The 17,856-nt window shown below is 64.5% G+C and carries 16 protein-coding genes; 8 read left to right on the top strand and 8 right to left on the bottom strand.

What is annotated here, in order from left to right; all coding sequences use genetic code 11:
• Positions 1–11 precede the first annotated feature (11 nt).
• A complete protein-coding gene (glyA, locus tag IF10I1_RS12115; RefSeq protein WP_186392966.1) occupies positions 12–1,334 on the bottom strand; it encodes a serine hydroxymethyltransferase in 1,323 nt (440 codons plus the stop codon).
• 107 nt (positions 1,335–1,441) lie between these two features.
• On the opposite strand from glyA, the gene IF10I1_RS12110 reads away from it, so the two are divergent.
• The 5 genes from IF10I1_RS12110 to IF10I1_RS12090 all read left to right on the top strand — a co-directional run bounded on the left by IF10I1_RS12110 (position 1,442) and on the right by IF10I1_RS12090 (position 6,189).
• Complete coding sequence (locus IF10I1_RS12110) at positions 1,442–2,311, top strand: LysR family transcriptional regulator (protein ID WP_186392965.1); 870 nt, start codon at positions 1,442–1,444, stop codon at positions 2,309–2,311.
• Between the two features lie 101 nt (positions 2,312–2,412).
• On the top strand, positions 2,413–3,195 hold the full coding sequence (locus tag IF10I1_RS12105) for a crotonase/enoyl-CoA hydratase family protein (RefSeq protein ID WP_186392964.1): 783 nt from the start codon (positions 2,413–2,415) through the stop codon (positions 3,193–3,195).
• A 62-nt stretch (positions 3,196–3,257) separates the two neighbouring features.
• The gene (locus tag IF10I1_RS12100; RefSeq protein ID WP_208977580.1) at positions 3,258–4,292 is read left to right on the top strand and encodes a TRAP transporter substrate-binding protein; all 1,035 of its coding nucleotides are present in this window, start codon (positions 3,258–3,260) and stop codon (positions 4,290–4,292) included.
• A 57-nt stretch (positions 4,293–4,349) separates the two neighbouring features.
• On the top strand, positions 4,350–4,874 hold the full coding sequence (locus IF10I1_RS12095; protein WP_082206086.1) for a TRAP transporter small permease: 525 nt from the start codon (positions 4,350–4,352) through the stop codon (positions 4,872–4,874).
• Positions 4,867–6,189, top strand: a complete 1,323-nt coding sequence (locus IF10I1_RS12090; RefSeq protein ID WP_050474428.1) for a TRAP transporter large permease — start codon at positions 4,867–4,869, stop codon at positions 6,187–6,189. The genes IF10I1_RS12095 and IF10I1_RS12090 overlap by 8 nt, the downstream gene beginning before the upstream one ends.
• A 92-nt stretch (positions 6,190–6,281) precedes the next feature.
• Here the strand turns inward: IF10I1_RS12090 and IF10I1_RS12085 are convergent, their stop codons facing one another.
• Positions 6,282–6,773, bottom strand: coding sequence for a MarR family winged helix-turn-helix transcriptional regulator (locus IF10I1_RS12085; RefSeq protein ID WP_058898109.1), 492 nt, complete (start codon positions 6,771–6,773; stop codon positions 6,282–6,284).
• 117 nt (positions 6,774–6,890) lie between these two features.
• Here IF10I1_RS12085 and IF10I1_RS12080 point away from each other — a divergent pair, with 117 nt between their 5' ends.
• Positions 6,891–7,379 (top strand): DUF3237 domain-containing protein, encoded by a 489-nt coding sequence (locus tag IF10I1_RS12080; RefSeq protein WP_162936294.1) that lies wholly within the window; start codon positions 6,891–6,893, stop codon positions 7,377–7,379.
• 31 nt (positions 7,380–7,410) lie between these two features.
• Here IF10I1_RS12080 and IF10I1_RS12075 read toward each other — a convergent pair whose 3' ends face one another.
• Positions 7,411–8,511 carry an HD-GYP domain-containing protein gene (locus IF10I1_RS12075; RefSeq protein ID WP_162936295.1) on the bottom strand — a complete coding sequence of 367 codons (1,101 nt, stop codon included), beginning with the start codon at positions 8,509–8,511 and terminating at the stop codon, positions 7,411–7,413.
• Positions 8,512–9,074: 563 nt separating this feature from the next.
• Here IF10I1_RS12075 and IF10I1_RS12070 point away from each other — a divergent pair.
• A complete protein-coding gene (locus IF10I1_RS12070) occupies positions 9,075–11,288 on the top strand; it encodes a SulP family inorganic anion transporter (protein ID WP_186392963.1) in 2,214 nt (737 codons plus the stop codon).
• A 60-nt stretch (positions 11,289–11,348) separates the two neighbouring features.
• Here IF10I1_RS12070 and tcuB read toward each other — a convergent pair whose 3' ends face one another.
• The 3 genes from tcuB to IF10I1_RS12055 are packed head-to-tail and all read right to left on the bottom strand — an operon-like array spanning position 11,349 to position 14,480.
• A complete protein-coding gene (tcuB, locus tag IF10I1_RS12065; protein ID WP_186424517.1) occupies positions 11,349–12,434 on the bottom strand; it encodes a tricarballylate utilization 4Fe-4S protein TcuB in 1,086 nt (361 codons plus the stop codon).
• On the bottom strand, positions 12,424–13,815 hold the full coding sequence (gene tcuA, locus IF10I1_RS12060) for an FAD-dependent tricarballylate dehydrogenase TcuA (RefSeq protein WP_186392961.1): 1,392 nt from the start codon (positions 13,813–13,815) through the stop codon (positions 12,424–12,426). Before tcuA ends, tcuB begins: the two co-directional genes overlap by 11 nt.
• Entirely contained in the window at positions 13,812–14,480 is a 669-nt protein-coding gene (locus tag IF10I1_RS12055) for a GntR family transcriptional regulator (protein WP_186392960.1), read from the bottom strand. The genes tcuA and IF10I1_RS12055 overlap by 4 nt, the downstream gene beginning before the upstream one ends.
• A gap of 97 nt (positions 14,481–14,577) precedes the next feature.
• On the opposite strand from IF10I1_RS12055, the gene IF10I1_RS12050 reads away from it, so the two are divergent.
• Complete coding sequence (locus IF10I1_RS12050) at positions 14,578–15,606, top strand: AbrB family transcriptional regulator (RefSeq protein WP_208977655.1); 1,029 nt, start codon at positions 14,578–14,580, stop codon at positions 15,604–15,606.
• Here the strand turns inward: IF10I1_RS12050 and IF10I1_RS12045 are convergent.
• Together IF10I1_RS12045 and IF10I1_RS12040 are read right to left on the bottom strand one after the other, a co-directional pair.
• Complete coding sequence (locus IF10I1_RS12045) at positions 15,587–16,552, bottom strand: D-2-hydroxyacid dehydrogenase family protein (RefSeq protein ID WP_186392959.1); 966 nt, start codon at positions 16,550–16,552, stop codon at positions 15,587–15,589. The genes IF10I1_RS12050 and IF10I1_RS12045 overlap by 20 nt on opposite strands.
• Positions 16,549–17,640, bottom strand: coding sequence for a 4-oxalomesaconate tautomerase (locus IF10I1_RS12040; RefSeq protein ID WP_186392958.1), 1,092 nt, complete (start codon positions 17,638–17,640; stop codon positions 16,549–16,551). Before IF10I1_RS12040 ends, IF10I1_RS12045 begins: the two co-directional genes overlap by 4 nt.
• Positions 17,641–17,856: the final 216 nt, after the last annotated feature.

Raw genomic sequence — 17,856 nt, 5'->3', positions numbered from 1 at the left:
TGGCGGACGCTTCAGGCGTGCACGTAATGCACGCCGGTGAACTGCCGCCGCAGGGCAGCGGTTTCCCTGGCCAGCGTTTCCGGTTTGCCGCCGGTCAGGGCTGCAGCGATCAATCTTGCGAGGTCCGGGGCGGTGGCGGGCGTCACGCCCCGGCGCACCAGTTCCGGCGTGCCGAAGCGCAGGCCGTTCATGTCCCCCTCGACCGGTGCAACCGGAAGCCCGATGCCGCTGGCAAGGAAGCCTGCCTTGCGCAGGGTTTTGGACGCCGCTTGTCCGCCGCCGAAGCTGGCTGCCTCCAGCGCGAACTGGTGGCTCTGCGTCATGCCGCGCGGGGTTTCGAACACGGGCAGTCCTTCCGCCTTCAAGGCAGTCGCCAAGGCAAGTGAAAGCTCTGCCATGGCGCGGGTGTAGGCGGGGCCGAAGTCGCGCCAGTCCAGCATGGTCAGCGCTAGCGCAGCGGATTTTCCGGCATCGAAATTGGCGGTCATGCCGGGGAAGGCGATGTGGTCCAGCCGCTCGGTAATCTGCGCGTCGCGGGTCACGATCAGGCCGCCGGCCGGGCCGCCGAGGCTCTTGTAGGTGCTCATGGTCATCAGATGTGCGCCCTCGTCCAGCGGATTGGCCCAGACGCCGCCGGCAATCATGCCGCATTGATGCGCGGCATCAAAAAGCACATGCGCTTCCACCTCGTCGGCAATCGCCCGGATTTCCCGCACCGGATGGGGGAAAAGATTGAGGCTGCCGCCGATGGTGATCAGCTTCGGGCATACCTCCAGAGCGAGCTTGCGCAGGCCTTCCAGATCCACCGTGTAGCCATCGGCCAGCACGGGCGCAGCATGGGTGACAAGGCCATAAAGCCCGGCGCAGCCTGCCGCATGGTGGGTGACGTGGCCGCCGATGGAGCCGGGTGGAGCAATGATCACGTCGCCCGGCTTCGTCAGCGCCATGAAGCCATAAAGGTTCGCCATGGCGCCGGAGGCAACGCGGATCTCCGCATGGGTGGCCTTGAAGATTTCAGCGGAGAGTTCGGCTGCAATCACCTCGATCTCCTCAATGGCCTCAAGCCCCATCTCGTATTTGTCACCGGGGTAACCAAGGGAGGGCCGTCCGCCGAGGCCGCGGGCCTGAGCGGCTTCCGCGCGCGGGTTCATCACGTTGGTGGCCGGGTTGAGATTGAAGCATTCCTCGTCGTGGATGGCGAGGTTGCGGCGGATCAAAGCCTCGATCCGTTCTGCCGTTCCGGCGGAAGTTTCCCTGGCCGTGGCGGCTGCGATTTCCAGGACACGGGTTTCGCAAGGCGCGGGAACCCAGGGGCGGCGGACAAGGCTGGTCATGCTGATATCCTGTGAAGGGACTTCGGTAACCCGAGGCTAGGGCGTCTTGCGGCTTGACGGCAACTCAGATCGAGAAAAATCTAGGCTTAGAAAAACTGAGGCTCAGTATGGCTGTTGCGCCGCCAAAACCACGGGATCTGCCGCTCAATGCCCTGCGTGCCTTCGAGGCGGCGGCGCGGCTTGGGTCCTTTGTGGCCGCCGCACAGGAGCTTGGCGTCACGCCGGGTGCGGTGACCGCCCATGTGAAGGCGCTGGAAAAGGCACTGGGGGCAGGCCTGTTCGAACGCTCGCCGCGCGGGGTAAAGCTCACACGGCTGGGAGAGCGGGTCAGGCCCGCCTTCACGTCGGCCTTTGATGCGCTTGCGGATGCGTCCCGCATTCTTCAGGCGGAAGCGGCGCCCCGGCAGGTGCATATCGCCACCTTGCCATCGCTGGCCCAGCTCTGGCTCTCCCCGCGCCTTCCGGCCTTGCGCGCGGCGGCACCCGAAATCTCCATCTCCATCACCGCCATGGAGGACCCGCCCAATCTCAAGCGCGCCCCCTATGATCTGTGCCTCTTCTATGGCGAGGAGGCTGGCGGCTGGCTGGCGCGGGACGTGATTTTCCCTGTCTGTGCGCCTGCTCTTGCCGCGAGACTGGAGGGAGTGGACAGCCTTGCCGGAGTGCCCTGCCTGCAGGATGCCAGCTGGGCGGATGACTGGACCCTTTGGGCTTCCGTCCACGCGCCGCATGTGCCCTTGCGGGCTGGTCCGGTCTTTTCCCTTTATGCTCTGGCGCTGGAGGAGGCCATCAACGGCGCGGGGGTTCTGATCGGGCATGAGGCGCTGGTGGCGCGGCAACTGGCAGCAGGCACGCTGGTTGCGCCTTTTGCTGGAAGGGTTACTCTCCGGCGCGGGCTGCGGCTCTGGTCCGCCCGCCGCCCGGCACCACGCAGCCCTGCCGCCCGGGTGCGGGACTGGCTTCTTTCCAGTCTTTGAGCCCGTCCGGCCATGCGCATTTACCCTTAAAAACCGCTATGAGAATAAACTGTTCACTGCTATAACAATCTCGATCCACATGGATCGGGAGGGAGGACCCGATGCGTGAAGCAGTGAATGGAACGGATGTCATGCGCGTTGAGGAGCGCGAAGGCATTGCTGTTCTGACATTCAACCGGCCCGAAAAGCGCAATGCCATGAGCGATGCTCTGGTGGATGCGCTGGACCGGTTCTTTTCAGCCCCGCCAGCCCATGTCCGGGCCGTGGTGCTGACCGGCTCGGGCGGCCATTTCTGCTCCGGGCTTGATCTGGCCGAGCACAAGGCGCGCTCCGGCGAGGACACGGTCTATCATTCCCGCAACTGGCACCGGGTTTCCGATCTCATCGAATATGGCCGTCTGCCGGTCATCTCGGCGATGACGGGCGCTGTGATTGGCGGCGGACTGGAGATTGCCGCCTCGACCCATGTGCGCATCGCCGAGCCTTCGGTGCGGTTCCAGCTGCCGGAGGGCCGCCGCGGCATCTTCGTTGGCGGAGGCGCAACGGTGCGCATCGGCCGGCTCATCGGCGCCGACCGCATGCGGGAGATGATGCTCACCGGCCGCAGTTATGGTGCGGAGGAGGGGCTTTCCCTCGGCCTTGCCCATTATGTGGTGGGCGAGGGTGAGGCGCTGGACAGGGCGATGGAAATCGCCGCCCGCGTCGCCGCCAATGCGCCGTTCTCAAACTATCTGATGATTCAGGCTCTCGGCCGCATCGATGATATGTCGAGAAGCGACGGCCTGTTCGTGGAAAGCCTGGCGGCGGCCATGTCGGTCACGACGCCGGATGCGCAGGAAGGCCTCAAGGCCTTTCTTGAAAAGAGGGCCCCCAGCTTCCGCTGAGGGTTCTGGAGGAGGAATGCACCGCAGCCGGGGTCCGGCTGTGGTGAAACGGGAGGAAAGACATGAAGAAGCGTGGACTTGTTGCATTGATGGCCGCCGGGCTCATGGCCCTTTCGGCTCTGCCCTCTGCGGCGCAGGAAGTGACCCTGCGCCTGCACCAGTTTCTGCCGCCGGCCGCGCCGGTTCCTGCCAAGATCCTGAAGCCATGGAGCGAGGAACTGGCCAAGGCCTCGGGCGGGCGCATCAAGATCGAGCATTTCGATGCCATGTCGCTCGGCGGCCGTCCGCCGGAGCTGATGGACCAGGCGCGCGATGGCGTCGTGGACATGATCATGACCGTCGTCGGCTACACGCCGGGCCGCTTCCCGCGGACCGAAGTGTTCGAACTGCCGTTCATGATGACCGATCCGGTCGCCACCTCCGTTGCCTTCTGGAACATGGTCGACAGCGATTTCCAGAATAACGAATACCAGGACGTCAAGATCCTGGGTGCATGGGTGCATGGCCCGGGCGTCATTCACTCCATCGCGCCGGTGGCCAAGCTGGAGGACATGAAGGGCAAGACGATGCGCGGCCCGACCCGCGTCATCAACGACCTTCTGTCCGAACTTGGCGCAACGCCGGTCGGCCTGCCGCTGCCGGGTATTCCGGAAGCGCTTTCCAAGGGTGTCATCAACGGCACGGTGATCCCGTGGGAAGTGACCGCTTCGATCCGCCTTGCCGAACTGGTCAAGAACCATACGGAGTTTGGCGGCAAGGAATCGCTCTACACCGCGACCATCGTTCTGGCCATGAACAAGGACAAGTACGACGCGCTGCCGGATGACCTGAAGGCAATCGTGGATGCCGAGTCCGGCGCCAAGCTTTCGGCTTTCGCGGCCCAGGTCATGCATGAGTATGACGCCCCGGCGCGTGAGATCGCCGTCAAGGCCGGCAACAACATCATCACGCTTGATGAGACGGAAGTTGCCCGCTGGAAGGAAGCGTCCCAGCCGGTGATCGGCCGCTGGGTTGCCGACATGCAGACCAAGGGCATCGACGGTCAGGCCCTCATCGATCAGGCCAAGAAGCTGATCGAGGAAAATACAGCCAAGTGATCTGTTGGGCCGGACGGTTTCCGTCCGGCCCTTCCCCCGCCAGCAGGATGATGCACCGTGTATTCTCTCTACTTCAGAACCGCTGACTGGGTTGCGCGCGCGATGGCCTATCTGGGCGGTGGCGTGCTCATCGTCCTGACAGTGCTTGCCTGTGTCTCGATCATCGGCCGTATCCTGATCCCTTTCGGCCTGCAGCCGGTCAGGGGCGACTATGAGTGGATCGAGATGGGCGTCGGCTTTGCCATTTTCGCCTTTCTGCCCTGGTGCCACCTCATGAGGGGCCATGCCAGCGTCGATCTGCTGCAGCCCGTCTATCCGGCCGTCATGAACCGGGTGCTTGATGTGCTCATCGATCTGGCGATGCTTGGGGCAGCGCTGGTAATCACCTGGCGCCTCTGGCTCGGCATGCATGACAAGATGCGTTATGCCGAGACCACCTTCATTCTGCAGTTTCCTGTCTGGCAGGCCTATGCGGCCGGTGTCGCCGGATGTGCAGCCTTCATCTATGTCGCCGTGTTCTGTGTTCTGCGCTCTGTCCGGGCGCTGACGGGCAGGACAGGGGGAGAAGCGGCAAATGTCTAATGTTGAGCTGGGGCTCTGGTCCTTTCCGGTTTTGCTGGTCCTGATCTTTCTGCGCTTTCCCATCGCCCTTGCCATGCTGGCGGTCGGGCTGGGCGGCGCCTGGATGGTGACGGGCAGCAACATGATGATGCTGAACCAGCTGAAGAACCTGACGTTTGGCACCTTCTCGAACTATTCGCTGTCCATCGTGCCGCTGTTCCTGCTGATGGGCCAGTTCGCGACCCTGTCGGGCATGTCGTCATCGCTCTTCAGTGCCGCCGCCTCCTTCCTGGGGCACCGGCGCGGCGGCGTTGCCATGTCCGCAATCGGTGCGTCCGCCGGCTTCGGGTCCATCTGCGGATCTTCGCTGGCCACCGCCGCAACCATGGCTCAGGTCGCGCTGCCGGAGCTGCGCCGCTATGGCTATCCGGGCTCCCTGTCCACCGGTGCGCTGGCGGCCGGCGGCACCCTGGGCATCCTCATCCCGCCGTCGGTGATCCTCGTCATCTATGCCATCCTGACCGAGCAGAACATCGCCAAGCTGTTTGTCGCGGCGATGATCCCGGGCATTCTGGCTGCTGTCGGCTATATCATTGCCATTGCCATCTGGGTGCGTGTGTCGCCCAATTCCGCCGCCGTGCAGGACCGCGTGCCGTGGTCCGGACGCCTTGCGGCGCTGGTGAGCGTCTGGCCGGTGCTGACCATCTTCTTCGTGGTTGTCGGCGGCATCTATCTGGGCTTCTTCACCCCGACAGAAGCGGCCGCCGTTGGTGCGGCTGGCACCGGCATCGCGGCCGTCGCATCCGGCGGCATGAGCTGGCAGAAGCTGCGCAAGGCCATTCTGTCCACTGCGTCCTCCACGGCGATGATCTTCCTGATCGTTCTGGGGGCGGCGGTCTACAACGGCTTTCTGGCGCTCACTCAGCTGCCGCAGATTTCGGCGCAGTGGGTCGGCAGTCAGGGCTTCTCGCCCTGGTTCGTGCTCAGCATCGTTCTGCTGATGTATCTGGTCTTCGGCTGCATCATGGACTCCCTGTCCATGGTCCTGCTGACGGTTCCGATCATCTACCCGGTGATGGTTGGCCTTGATTTCGGCATGTCGCCCGATGATTTCGGCCTGTGGTTCGGCATTCTGGTGCTGATCGTCGTCGAGGTGGGCCTGATCACACCACCGGTGGGGATGAATCTCTTCATCATCAACGGGCTCGCCAAGGATATCCCGATTGGCGATACCTTCCGCGGTGCCATGCCCTTCGTGGTGACCGATCTCGTGCGCACCGTCATTCTCGTGCTGTTCCCGCCCATCACGCTGGCGCTGGTCTGGCTCATTTATTGACGGGCTGGCACCTGCCGGACTTGTAAAGACGAACGGCGCGGAGTTGATCCGCGCCGTTCGTCTTTATCTACCATGGAGCTGACAAGAAGCCGTCAGCCGCCCTCGACGGAGCGGCGCACGCGCATCAGCAGCTCCAGCAGCTTGGCCCGCTCTTCCGGGGAAAGGACGGAGAAAATCCGCTCCTCATGGCCGAAGACGGCGGTCAGCGCCCGCTCGTAGACCGCCCGGCCTTCTTCTGTCGGGTGGAGCGCCTGGGCCCGCCGGTCGCCCTCCACCGGCATCCGGTTCAAGAGGCCGCGCCTTTCCATGTCATCGATGATGGACACGAGGCCCGACCGCTCGATGCCCAGTTGCCGGGCGACTTCGCTTTGGGTGATGCCCGCGGATTCCACGCTCATGGACAACACGGAGAACATCCGCGGGGAAATGTCGTCATCCGTCAGCACCTGACGGAAGTCATTCTGAACGAGAATATAAACGCGCTTCAGATTGTAGCCGATCAGCTGGTCAAGCTTGTCCATCGGCTCGGCGGTGACGGCAGCTGTTTCTGCCCCGCCGTTGCTGTTCTCCCCGTCGCCTGCCATGGGGCGGGTTTCCTCCGGTTCCCGGGCTGCTGCATCCCTTGCGTCTTGCAAGAAAAAGCACCGCCTGCTTATGTTGTTTATGAGGTTAACAATATACACTTCACCGGAGGAAAGTCCATGCCCCAGCCCGCCAGCGCGCCCGTTGTCCTGCCGGTTCCGCAACTCGTTCATGTCTGCAATCTTGAGGTCGAACTCGCCCCCATCATGGAGATGGGCGCGGGGCGTGCGGGCCAGCGGCGGATCATACCCATCATTGGCGGAAAGGTGACGGGCCCGCGCCTCAACGGCCGTATCCTGAACCTGGGAGCCGACTGGCAGACGATCTTCACCGATGGCCTTGCCGAACTGGATACGCGCTATGCGATGGAGACGGACGATGGTGCGGTGATCGAGATCATCAACTACGGCTTCCGCCATGGTCCGGCGGAGGTGCTGGCTGCCGTCGCACGGGGGGAAAGCGTGCCGCCGGGGTCCTACTACATGCGCACGCAGGCAAGGCTGGAAACGGGGGACCCGCGCTATGGATGGGTCAACCGCACCCTGTTCGTGGGCACCGGCGCCCGCCATGCCCAGGCTGTCACCGTTTCTCTCTACGCCCTCGAATAGGCCGTAGGGCCAACTCCCTCGGGGACTGGTATCACAGGCCGCTGACCTTGCGTTTGACGCTGGCCACCCTGTCAGCTTCAAAGGCAACCTGCCTGAACATTTTCAGCAGTTTCTGGTCGATCTTGCGGCCCATGTCGACCAGAATGCCATAGGCCTGACGCGGGCTGAGGGCGGGCTTGTAGGCGCGTTTCTCGGTGAGGGCCGCATAGATGTCGCAGATGGTCAGCATCCGCACGCTGGGGCTGATTTCGTCGCCTTTGAGCCCGTCCGGATAGCCGCTGCCGTCGAGATATTCATGATGGTGGGCGGCGATGTCGACCACTTCGTCAGAAATGCCCGGCTGACCGGTGAGCAGTTCACGCGACTTGACCGGGTGCATCTTGATGGTGGCAAATTCGTCATCCGTAAGCTTGCCGGGCTTGTCGAGAATGGAGAGCGGGATAAACACCTTGCCCACGTCATGCAGCAGCGCGGCAGCGCCAAGCCGGGCCCTTTCATCCGCCGTCATGCCCATCACATCGGCAAAGGCCAGCGCATAGCCTGTCACCAGCATGGAATGGCAATAGGTGTGGCTGTGGTGCATCTGCACGGCGGCCGTCCAGGCGTCCAGCCCCTCCACACGGAAGGACGACAGGGTCAGATCGACGGCCCGGCCGATCTGTGCAACCGGAAAGGGTTCATCCGAAATGGCGGAGGTGATGCAATCACCGAGCGCCCGGCTCACGGCCTGCACAGACTTGCGCGTTGCCGGCGGCACATCTGCCGGAATGGCGGGCATGCTGTAGGAGCCGAGCAGGCGTTCCACCTCCTGCAGCACGGCCCTCACCGGGCGGATACGGGACCATATGAGCGTGGTGCCAAGCGCATTCGCCTGCACTTCATCCCGGCGGTTGTTGGGCCGCACCAGCGCGACGCTTGTGACATTGCGCGTCTCGGACAGCGCCTGGCGAACCGTCTCCATGTCGGCTTCGTCCGCTTCGGCGAGATCAATCAGGACCAGATCGGCAGCGAAAAGGCCGGCACGGTGTGCATCCCCGTGCTCAAACAGCTCAGCTGGATAAAACTGGCCGAGCTTGTGCATGATGAGGGGGCAATGATCGAGGTTTTTAACGAGCATGACTAGTTTGAACACAGCCCGTTTCTCCCAAAATTTAGCAATCTTGATGTATATGGTGACTTCTAAGTTTCAGTAAATTCACTTGAAGAATTCAAGGATTTCCCAACGTTCCTGCCTCTCAGGGAGCTTGCATTTCTGTGCAGGGCGAGATGTTCCGGCACGGGCCTGCCTGTCCGCATGCCGGTGATGCTGGCGGCGGCGGCACGGTTCCGCATGACGCCAAGCTTCAACAGGTGTTGATGTATGTGCGCAGGATTGGCCACTTTGCAGGGCAAAGGCTGCAAACGGCAGATTTCATAGAAAAAATGCGTTTGCCTCGGCCGGAAGCTTCATGCTGTATCGTCGGGGCCGCGCAGGGCGTCGCTCAGCCGGGACCGGTTCTCCTCTGCGCGGCCCTGTCCTTGAGAAGCGTGCGGCGGCGGGAGTGTATTGCTCCGGAAGCGGCAGGACCCCGGCCTCACAGTTTTGCTGCATCGGTTTGACATGACATTCAGCCAGTTTCAGCTCCAGTTCCTTTCCCGGTTCAGGATGACCTTTTTCATTGAAGGTGCCAGGGACCGGGGCGGGCAGGCGTGGTCATGAAAGAGCATCTGCGGTCCATCACCGCCGGCCTTACGGCGGGTCTCGACAATCTGGGCACGGGCGTCGCCTTTGCGGCACTGCTGTTTGCCGGGCCGCTGGCCGCCGGGCTTGGCATGGGAGTGGCGGTGCTGCTGCTCAGCGGCGTCATCCTGTCGGTCTATATCGCGCTGCGCAGTCCCTATGTGGGCAATGTGGCCTTGGTGCAGGAAACCGGCATCGCCATTCTGGCCGCCTCCATGGCGGGCATCCTCGCTGGCATGGAAGGGCAGGAGACGGACCGGCAGATTGCGACCATCCTGGCCATTCTGGGTACCAGCACCCTGGTGACCGGGGTGATGTTCCTGCTGTTCGGCCGGCTGCGGCTCGGTACGCTGGTGCGGTTTCTGCCCTATCCGGTGATTGCCGGGTTTCTGTCGGGCACCGGCTGGCTGCTGATCGAGGGGGCGCTCGTCATGGTGACGGGGGAGCACAGCCTTGCCGCGATTGCGGCCGGTTTCGCCGGGGATCTCTCCGCCAGCCTGAAGGACCCCGTGTTCCTCGGCGCCCTGCTGCCTGCCGTGCTGATGGCACTGGTGCTTGCGGTCAGCCTTGTCCGCCTGCCGCATCCGCTGACCATGCCGCTGGCTCTGGCCGGCGCCATTGCCGCATTCTATGCGGTGCTGGCCGCAGCCGGCATCTCGGCGGATCAGGCGCGCGCCTGGACATGGCTGCCGGATATTCCGGCCGATGCCATGGTCAGCCTGCCCTCACCACTCTGGATCGTGGGGCAGGCGGATTGGACGGCCGTCGTGCAGGCCATCCCGGTGATGATCGGCATCGCCATCCTCAACATCATCGGCCTGCTGCTCAACACCAGCGGGCTGGAAGTGGCTTTCGGCCGGGAGGTGGATGCCAATGCGGAACTGCGTGAGAGCGGTGTTGCCAATCTTCTGGCCGGGTGTTTCGGCGGCGCGCCGGGCTATACCGGCCTCAGCCTCACCTTGCTCGCCGCCAGAATGCAGGCAGCAACCCGGCTGACGGGCATTGCTGCCGGGGTGATCCTGCTCATCAGCCTTGCCTTTGCCGGAACGCTCGCTGCCGCCATGCCCGGGTTCCTTGCCGCCGGGCTGATGATGTTTCTGGGCGCGGAACTGATTTACCACTGGGCCATCGCCGCCCGCCGCAAGCTGCCGCAGGGCGAATGGCTGATCGTTCTGGCCATTCTGGCTTCCATCGCCGTGCTGGGCTTCCTCTATGGCCTGATGCTGGGGCTGGCCTTCTCGGTGGTCATGTTCGTCTATAATTACGCCCGCCTGCCGGTGGTGCGCATGGCTGCCGATGGCCGCCAGCTGCGCAGCGGTGTGGACCGTTCGGCAGAAGCCGTGCGCGCGCTCGACCGGGAAGGGGAGCAGATCCATGTGCTGCGCCTGCAGGGCTATCTCTTCTTCGGCACGATGGAGCAGGTTGTCGCCCGCGTGCGCAAGCGGGCCGGTCAGGCCTCCGGCACGCCGCTGCGGTTTCTCATCATCGATCTCAGCGGCATGAGCGGCATGGACTCCGCCGCGGCCGCCGGTTTTGCCAAGATCCACGGCATGACGGAACGGGCAAGCGTGCGCCTGATCTTCAGTGCCATGCCGCAGAATGTTGCCGCAGCGCTGGCCCGTTCCGGGCTGAACACGGGAACCGGAGCGGGAGACGGCGCGCATTGCGTCACCTGTGCGGCCGATCTCGACCATGCGCTGGAACTGTGCGAGGACGCGCTGCTGGTGCAGGAAAAGCTGCTTTCGGTCGGGGCGGAGATATCCCATCACCTTGAATCGATCCTGGGACCGCATCCGCGCCTTGCCGATCTTGCAGGCGCCATGGAGCGGCTGGAGCTGGAGCCGGGCACGGCACTGATCCGGGCAGGCGACCCGGCCGATGACGTTTTCCTCGTCGGCGAAGGCCGCGTGCGTGTGGAAATGACGCTTCCCGATGGCCGCAGCCTGCGCCTGCGCACCATGACGGCCGGCGCGGTGGTGGGGGAGGTCGGCCACTGCCTCAACGGCAAGCGCACCGCCGATGTGGTGGTGGAAAGCCCCGCCACCGTTTACCGTCTTTGCCGCGCGGATCTTGAGAAGCTGGAGCGCACCGACAGCGAACTCGCCCTCCTCTTCCACCGCCTGCTTGCCGTCACCCTTGCCGAAAAGCTGGTGCTCGCCAACCGGCTGGTGCAACTCGCGCATGGGTGAGGCAAGAGGTGGCTCCCAAACGCGCGTTTTGAGGCCACCTCTGGAAATGCCCGTTCCTTCTCACTCTCCGCCGGCCGGGGCCGGTTTGGCGGCTTCCGCCACAAGGGCGGCGAGGCGGAAGAAGCCGTGCACCATCTTGGAGAAGGGCATCAGCAGGAACAGCACCATCACGCAGGCCAGATGAATGGCGAGCAGCGGTCCGGTCAGGCCTGTGCCGGTGGCGGCGTACAGCGCAAGCCCGGTGAGAGCCACGGCTCCCAGCAGCAGGATGAAGGCCATTTCACCGCCCCAGACCCGGACCGCGCCAAGCGTGGCATCGGCCCGCAGCTTCAGCCAGGCCAGCCCGGCGGCGCCTGCCACCATCATCACCCCGCCCGGAACGCCGAGCAGCTTGGGCAGGGAGAACAGCGGGTAGGGCGCTTCCCAGCCGAAGGCATAGTGCATGACGGTTCCGCTGGCGGTTGCCGCGAAGCAGAGCAGGAAGCCATACATCATCAGCTGGTGGAACACCCGGCGCCGGTCGCTGAAACGGTCGCCGTCCTCGAAGTTGCAGCCCTCGCCGTGGCCGCCTGAAAGGTTCTTCATCCGGGCGGCATTGTCAAAGGCCCGCAGCACGTGGATCAGCTGGAAACGGCCGCCGCCGGTCTCGCGCCAGTAATCACGCACCGACAGGGCAATGAGCCCGAGTGGCGCCAGAAACGCAGGCACGAAGATTGCCACCATCGTGTTATGCGCGAGATGAGCATAGAAACCCGCGCCATCCTGCGGCTTGAAGGCGGCAAGAGCCCAGAAGAAGAAGGCCAGCGCGGCAGCCAGAAGCCCGGCCATGGCAACGCCATGGGTCTGGAACAGCCGTGCGATGGCCTGCGGGCGGGCCAGCCGCTCCCAGCTTTCCGCCCTGACTTCGGCCAGAGCCGCCGGAATGTTCAGGTTGAACTCATGCGGCGCGGTGTACTGGCAGGCATAATAGCAGCCCCGGCAGTTGTGGCAGAGATTGGCCAGTTGCGTCAGGTCGCCATCGGCAAAGGCCTTCTGCCGGGTCATGGCCGGAAAAACCGAGCAGAACCCCTCACAGTAGCGGCAGGCGTTGCAGATCTCGATCTGACGGCGTGCCTCATCGAAGGAAGATGTGGTGTCAAGCGGCATGGGCGGCGGCCTCCTTGCCCGCAATACGTCCGAAAACAGTGCCAATTGTCATGCCAAATCCGGCCAGATACCCCTGGCCGAGAATGGAGCCGGCCATGATCTCGCCGGCAGCCCAGAGATTGCTGATGGGGCCGGCTGCGCTGTGCACCTGGGCACGGCTGTCAACCTTCAGGCCGAGATAGGTGAAGGTCACGCCGGGGCGCAGCTCATAGCCATAGAAGGGGGCCGTATCCAGCGGCCGCGCCCAGTTGGTCTTGGGCACATTCAGCCCTTCCGTGCGCAAACCGTCGAGCTCGGTCGGGTGGAAGTGGCCGGGGCGGCATGCGGCGTTGAACGTGTCGACGGTGCGGCGCACGGCTTCCGGCTCCAGCCCCATCTTTGCGGCCAGTTCTTCGATCGTGTCCGCCTTCACCGGCGGGAAGACGGAGGGCATGAACAGGTCGATCGATTTCGCATCAATGAGCGCATAGCCGACCTGATCGGGCTGGGCGGCCACCAGACGGCCCCAGATGGCATAGCGTTTCGGCCAGACATCCTCGCCTTCATCGTAGAACCGCTCGCCATCCTTGTTGAGCACGATGGAGAAGGGCACACAGTCGAGGCGGGTGACGATGCCGCCGTCATATTTCGGGGCGCGGCCGTCAATGGCGACCGCATGGCACTGGGTCGGGTCGCCAACGGACTCCGCACCCTGATCCAGCATGTCCCGCAGCACGGTGCCGCGATTATAGGGTGTGCCGCGGATCAGGAAGTTGCGGGCCGAAGGCCCCCAGGCGCGGGCCAGCCAGTCGATGTCGGCCTGAAAGCCGCCCGAGGCCAGAACGAAGGTGCGGGCCTGCACGGTGACCGGCTGTCCGGCGATCTCCACCTCCAGGTGGCTGATGCGGCTGCCGTCCAGATGCACGTGCTTGACCTGCGCCTCATAGGCGATCTTCACGCCCAGGTCGCTGGCGGTGTTGTAATAGGCGTTCACCAGTGCCTTGCCGCCGCCCAGGAAAAAGGCGTTGGTGCGCGACAGGGACAAGGTGCCGGAGAGCGAGGGCTGGAACCGCACGCCATGCTCCTGCATCCAGGGCAGGCACTCCTCCGAGGTGCGGATGGCAAGGCGCGCCAGGCCTTCATCCGTCTTGCCCTTGGTCACCAGCATGAGGTCGTGGAAATATTCCTCTTCCTCGTAGGTGCCGGTCAGGGGAAAGGCGGGCCCCTTGTGCATGCAGCGGAAATTGCGGGTATGGCGCGAGTTTCCACCCCGGTAAGGCTTCGGAGCGCCTTCCAGGATCAGGACGCTGCAGCCCGCTTCCGCAGCGGTGATGGCAGCGCAAAGCGCTGCGTTGCCGCCGCCGACAACAGCAACGTCAAATGTGCCGGGCCAGTCTTTCATACGTCATCCTCCAGCGGAATTTCGCGGCCGCGCATGCTGCGGATCCGGGCCGACAAGGCAGCTTCCACATGCGCACGCATCGCCGCTTCAGCACCCGCGCCATCGCGGGCCTCAAAGGCGGCCAGCACCGCCGCATGTTCGGCCACGGCCAGCGCAGCGCGCTCCGGGTCTGACAGGGTGCTGGGGCCGAGAATGAGCAGGGTCTTCTGCAGGGCACTGATCGACTTCAGCAGAAACCGGTTGCGTGCCGCATCGAACAGGGTGCGGTGAAACTGCCGGTTCAGCTCGCGGGCCTGCGGACCAGCCGGCGCGGCCGCCAGCTCGTTGTTGAGGGCGGCGAGTTCCGCCAGCTCGATGCTGGAGGCCGCGCGTGCGGCCAGCCGTGCCGCCGTGCCTTCCAGCACCGCCCGCATTTCATAGAGCTCGACCACTTCCGCATGGTCCAGCGTGCGGATCGAGGCGCCCTGCCGGGGCAGGTGAACGACGAGGCCGTCGGCTTCCAGCTGCCGGATGGCCTCGCGGACGGGCGTGCGGCTGATGCCCAGCCGCTCGGCCAGCTCGGTCTCGCGAAGGCGCATGCCGGGGGCCAGGCCGCCATCGCGGATGTCTTCCAGCAAGCGGCGGTAGGCCGCCTGGCCCTGCGGGATTTCGCTGTCTTCAGCCATCGGGTGAACTCGCTTGTGTCTTTTGGTATCCGGCTGTATACATCTGGATACAAGAAAGCGCAAGGAGGCAGATGTGCCGGCGGACCTGACAAAAAGCATGACAAAAAGAATGATGACGCTCGCCATTGCGGGGCTGGGTGTGGCGGTGTTCTATGTGCTCGGTCTGCCGCTGCCTTTTCTCTTTGGCCCGATGGCCGCATGCCTGCTGGCGGCCCTGTCCGGTGCACCGCTGAAGGGCATGGGCACGGTTTCTGTTCTGGCACGGACGGTCCTGGGCGTTGCCGTGGGGGCCTCCATCACACCGGAGGTGGTCGGGCGCATTCCCCAGATGGCCGGCAGCGTTGCCCTGGTTCCGGTATATGTGGCGGTGATCGGGGCTGTCGGCGTGCCCTTCTTCCGGCGCCTCGGCTATGACCCGGTGACGGCCTGGTACGCGGCGATGCCCGGCGGCCTGCAGGACATGGTGATTTTCGGTCAAGAGGCCGGGGCGAACGTCCGGGCCCTGGCCCTCATTCATGCCACCCGCGTTCTGGTCATTGTCACCCTGGCACCCATCATTCTGACCACCCTTTATGGGGCCAGTCTCTCGGGCGCCGTCGGCGCTCCGATGCGGGATCTGCCGGTGATCGAGCTTCTGCTGATGGCAGCGGCAGCCATCATCGGGTGGAAAGGCGGGGAGCGGATCGGGCTATTCGGCGCGTCGATCCTGGGGCCGATGATCGTGACCGCAGTCCTGTCGTTGAGCGGTCTCATTCACAGCCGCCCGCCCGCTGAAGCGATCCTCGGCGCGCAGCTGTTCATCGGCATCGGGATCGGTGTTCAGTACATGGGGGTGACGCTGCGCGAGCTGCGCAGCTTCATCCTGTCCGGCCTTGCCTTCGTCGTGCTGCTGGCCGGGCTTGCGGCCATCTTCACCGAAATTGTCACGCTCACAGGCCTGGCTCAGCCGGTGGAAGGCTTCCTCGCCTTTGCGCCGGGCGGACAGGCGGAGATGACGGTGCTGGCGATCGTGGCCGGTGCGGATCTTGGTTTCGTCATCCTGCACCATCTGACCCGCATCGTCATCGTGATCCTGGGCGCGCCGGTTGCGGCGCGCCTCTTTGGGGTCAAAGCACCTCCGGATTGACCAGGTGCACCGGCTTGCCGGCGGCAAAGGCATTGACCTGATCGAACACGTCGGCGAACTGCAGGTCGAACTCCTCCTCCGTGACGAAGCCGATGTGCGGCGTTGCGATCACGCGCGGATGCGACAGAACGGGGTCGCCGGCATCGGTCAGCGGCTCTTCGTCGAACACATCCAGCGCCGCAAGTCCGGGGCGGCCCGCGTCCAGTGCCGCGCGCAGGGCGCCGGGGGCAATCAGCCCGGCCCGTGCCGTGTTCACCAGAATGGAGCGGGGCTGCATCAGGGCAAGGTCTGCGGCCGTGACGATGCCCTTGGTGTCCGGCGTCAGGCGCAGATGCAGCGTCACGATGTCCGATCCGGCGAAAAAGGCCTCGCGGCTGGCCGCGACTTCTCCGCCTTCTGCGGCCGCTCTCGCCCGTCCGGCCTCCGATCCCCACCAGATCACTCTGGCACCGAAAGCCGCGGCATAGCCGGCGATCAGCCGGCCTATCCGGCCATGGCCATAGATGCCGATGGTCTTGCCCTGCAGCGTGCGGCCGACCCCGGCCTGCCACTGGCCGGCCTTGGCACTTGTCATCTGCTCCGGCAGGCCCCGCAGCGCTGTCAGAATGAGGGCCCAAGTCAGCTCGGCGGCGGCGTGGTTGGGAACCTCAGCCGGTTTCATGGAGGCAAAGGCCACACCGCGGGCCGTGCAGGCGGCAACATCCACATGCGGCCAGGCGCCCCGGCCGGAAATCAGCTTCAGGCCGGGAAGAGCCTCCAGCAGATCAGCGGTCACACGGGTCCGCTCGCGGAAGAGGCAGACAGCCTCCGCCTCCTTGAGGCGTTCGGCCAGCGCGGCCCCTTCCACGTGATCTGTCCAGACCGTCACCTCATGCCCCTTGAGCCGGTCAAAGCAGGGCAGGTGGCGCAGGGTATCGGACCAGTCGTCCAGAATGTGGACCTTCATTTGCCGCCCCACACCTCTGCCGGAACCATCACCTCTCCCTTGGCGAGCAGGCGCGCCGTGCGCAGCAGCCCGGCCGATTTCAGCGCAAAGCCGCCGGGGCCGTTTTCATAGTCGACGGTCACGTCGATCACGCCGCCGGGATGCTCGATGAGCACGAGCGCAGGCATTCCCTGCGGAGCGGTGAACAGTCCTTCGGCCACGGTGCCGGGGGTGAGTACGCAGGAAGCAAGGCACTGCGCGCCGGTGACGGCCATGGTGGGGTGGCAGTTCCAGGGCATGAAGTAGCGGGCTGTGATCGTGCCGCCGTTGCGCGGCGCAGACAGCAGGGCGAACTTCGGCGTCACGGACTTTTCGACATTGCCCATGCCCATCAGCTCGCCCGCCTTGCGGCGGATCGGCTCCATCCGGTCATAGAAGGCGCGGTTGGCGTCCAGTTCCTCAACCGTCTCCGCGCCGCTCAGGCCGAAATCGGAAGCGCGGGCGATGACGATCGGCATGGCCACGTCCATGCAGGTCACTTCGATGCCGTCAATCACGTCGCGCAGATTGCCGGTGGGCAGCAGCGCGCCGGTGGCGGAGCCCACCACATCCATGAAGTTGAGATAGATCGGCGCAGCCGTGCCCGGAACGCCGTCGATCGCGGCGTCGCCCGCATATTCGACCTGCCCGCCGGGGGTGCGGACAACGGCCTCCACCTTCGCGCCGGTGTTGACCGAGAGGATGCGGATGCGGGTTTCATCACCCTGAGGGGCAATCAGGCCCATCTCGATGGCGGCTGGGCCGACGCCCGAAAGGATGTTGCCGCAGGTGGGCTTGAAATCAACCAGACCGTCCTCGACGCTGACCTGAGCGAAGAAGTAGTCGATATCGCAGCCGCTCGTTTCGGAGCGGGAGAGCATGGCGACCTTGGTCGTCACCGCGGCACCGCCGCCGATGCCGTCAATGTTCAGCTTGTGCCCGGAGCCGAGCGCCGCCACGAGAACCCGGGCCAGCGTCTCGCGGTCCTGCGGCAGGTCTTCCCGCCGGAAATAGGGGCCGCGCGAGGTGCCGCCACGGAAAAAATGGAAGGGAATGGCTGTCTGCGCCATCTTGATCTCCTGAAGCCGAAGACTGGTTAAGCCCGTGCGGCGTTTGAGCATTTCCAAGGTGTGATGCGTCAGCATCGAAAGCCTTGATATGACCCGCCCGTTTGTTCCGGGCGGGTCAGGTTTTTGCTTAGCGGAATGGCCAGGGCAGGTCCATTGCGTCCTGCAGCATGCCTGACGGGAAGTTGAGGGAGAGGGCCCATGCGAGGGTGAGGATGA

This window comes from Pannonibacter sp. I15F10I1 (assembly GCF_900185665.1).
In the GTDB taxonomy this organism is placed as follows: domain Bacteria; phylum Pseudomonadota; class Alphaproteobacteria; order Rhizobiales; family Stappiaceae; genus Pannonibacter; species Pannonibacter indicus.
This window is presented reverse-complemented; position numbering and strand designations above follow the sequence as displayed.

Bases quoted from the DNA above. Each gene is read 5' to 3' on its own strand.
- glyA (WP_186392966.1), bottom strand. From the start codon at position 1,334: ATGACCAGCCTTGTCCGCCGCCCCTGGGTTCCCGCGCCTTGCGAAACC.
- IF10I1_RS12110 (WP_186392965.1), top strand. From the start codon at position 1,442: ATGGCTGTTGCGCCGCCAAAACCACGGGATCTGCCGCTCAATGCCCTG.
- IF10I1_RS12105 (WP_186392964.1), top strand. From the start codon at position 2,413: ATGCGTGAAGCAGTGAATGGAACGGATGTCATGCGCGTTGAGGAGCGC.
- IF10I1_RS12100 (WP_208977580.1), top strand. From the start codon at position 3,258: ATGAAGAAGCGTGGACTTGTTGCATTGATGGCCGCCGGGCTCATGGCC.
- IF10I1_RS12090 (WP_050474428.1), top strand. From the start codon at position 4,867: ATGTCTAATGTTGAGCTGGGGCTCTGGTCCTTTCCGGTTTTGCTGGTC.
- IF10I1_RS12085 (WP_058898109.1), bottom strand. From the start codon at position 6,773: ATGGCAGGCGACGGGGAGAACAGCAACGGCGGGGCAGAAACAGCTGCC.
- IF10I1_RS12080 (WP_162936294.1), top strand. From the start codon at position 6,891: ATGCCCCAGCCCGCCAGCGCGCCCGTTGTCCTGCCGGTTCCGCAACTC.
- IF10I1_RS12070 (WP_186392963.1), top strand. From the start codon at position 9,075: ATGAAAGAGCATCTGCGGTCCATCACCGCCGGCCTTACGGCGGGTCTC.
- tcuB (WP_186424517.1), bottom strand. From the start codon at position 12,434: ATGCCGCTTGACACCACATCTTCCTTCGATGAGGCACGCCGTCAGATC.
- tcuA (WP_186392961.1), bottom strand. From the start codon at position 13,815: ATGAAAGACTGGCCCGGCACATTTGACGTTGCTGTTGTCGGCGGCGGC.
- IF10I1_RS12055 (WP_186392960.1), bottom strand. From the start codon at position 14,480: ATGGCTGAAGACAGCGAAATCCCGCAGGGCCAGGCGGCCTACCGCCGC.
- IF10I1_RS12050 (WP_208977655.1), top strand. From the start codon at position 14,578: ATGACAAAAAGAATGATGACGCTCGCCATTGCGGGGCTGGGTGTGGCG.
- IF10I1_RS12045 (WP_186392959.1), bottom strand. From the start codon at position 16,552: ATGAAGGTCCACATTCTGGACGACTGGTCCGATACCCTGCGCCACCTG.
- IF10I1_RS12040 (WP_186392958.1), bottom strand. From the start codon at position 17,640: ATGGCGCAGACAGCCATTCCCTTCCATTTTTTCCGTGGCGGCACCTCG.